The following is a 1656-nucleotide window of genomic DNA, read 5'->3' as shown; positions in this document are numbered from 1 at the left end:
CACATCCATCAACTTAAGGATTTGGACTATTCTTGAAGTTAAAAGCACGTTACCATTCTCTTATATTAATGAGAAAGGGTGACGTGCTTTTTATGAATATGCATCAAAAACAAGAGTTGTCTTTATTTGCCGAAGAGTTATATCGATATATGTCTCCCACTACACTTAATCAATTGGCTATAGAAGCAGGCGGCATGAAACGAAAACGTAAATGCCACGGGCATCATTTTTTATCTTTGTGTGTATGGTTAAATCAACAGGTCGCTACTACCTCTCTTACTCAACTTTGTAGTCAATTAGAAACTTCAACAGGAGTTTTATTAAGTCCGGAGGGACTTAATCGACGATTTAATTCGGCTTCTGTATCCTTCTTTCGAACTGTATTTACTACACTTCTACAAGCTAAAATTGGAGGGTTATCTAAGATTTCTCATTCTCTTTCTGCTTACTTTGAGCGCATTCGTATCCTTGATTCTACAACCTTTCAAGTTCCAGATCGATTCGCATCTACTTATCCTGGTGCCGGAGGATGCAGTCATAAAGCTGGTGTAAAAATTCAACTAGAGTATGACTTATTGAGTGGAGAATTTTCTGATGTGAAAATTGAACCAGGAAAACGGAGTGATCAGGCGTATGGTGCGACTCGAACAGGTATGATACAAAAGAATGAACTATATATTCGTGACCTAGGATATTTTCGTTTACAAGACTTTAAGTCTATCCAAGATAAGCAAGGATATTATTTATCACGTCTTAAATTACCAACTAAAATATATAGAAAAGAATTCGAAACAGTGGTATTTAAAACAAAACCCGCTCAATTGAGACCAGTATATATACAAGTTTATCTGGAAGATATCATGAAAGAATTACAACCTGGCCAAGTGTATGAGTTACATGATGTATATGTAGGGAGTAAAGACAAGCTTCCTACTCGTATTGTGGTTTATAGATGTACGGAGGAGCAAACACAGAAACGCCTACGTGATCGAGCTATTCGTGAAAAGAAAAAGGGGATTACATATACAGATCGTACGAAGCTTTTACAAGGAATTACGGTATATATGACAAACATTCCTTCGGAATGGGTACCAAAAGAGAAAATCTATGATTTATATTCACTGCGTTGGCAAATTGAGCTGTTATTTAAAATATGGAAATCTTGGTTTCAAATTCATCGTTGTAAATCTATAAAACAAGAGCGGCTAGAATGTCACCTTTATGGACAACTCATTAGTATCCTATTATGTTCTTCTACTATGTTTAAAATGAGAGAACTCCTATTACGTAAGAAACAGAAAGAGCTAAGTGAATATAAAGCGATGTACATGATTAAAGATTATTTCTTACTGTTTCATCAAGCATTACAAAAAGACACCCAAGAATTATCAAAGATTCTCCTTCGTCTGTTTAACCTCCTACAGCGAAACGGACGAAAATCCCACAGATATGAGAAAAAAACGGTCTTTGATATTTTGGGTGTTGTTTATGAGTATACCACTTCCATTCATCAGGTAGCATAATTATAGTGAAAAAATTGTAACCCGTCAGGGTTTATTTGATATGTCTACTTTTAGGATATCTATAAAAAATAATGAAAAACTACATGGAAAGATCCGCCTTTGTATAAACATATACCTTAAGTTGATGGATGTG

The 1656-nt window shown here is 35.1% G+C and carries 1 protein-coding gene; it reads left to right on the top strand.

The window, feature by feature from the left end:
* Window positions 1-92: 92 nt before the first annotated feature.
* Window positions 93-1523 carry an IS4 family transposase gene (locus CN373_RS21610; protein ID WP_111901934.1) on the top strand — a complete coding sequence of 477 codons (1431 nt, stop codon included), beginning with the start codon at window positions 93-95 and terminating at the stop codon, window positions 1521-1523.
* The last annotated feature ends 133 nt before the right edge of the window (window positions 1524-1656 follow it).

Source organism: Bacillus cereus, assembly GCF_002561295.1.
Taxonomy (GTDB): Bacteria; Bacillota; Bacilli; order Bacillales; family Bacillaceae_G; genus Bacillus_A; species Bacillus_A cereus_S.
The sequence above is the reverse complement of the archived record's forward strand: the minus strand, read 5'-3'. Positions and strand labels throughout refer to the sequence as shown.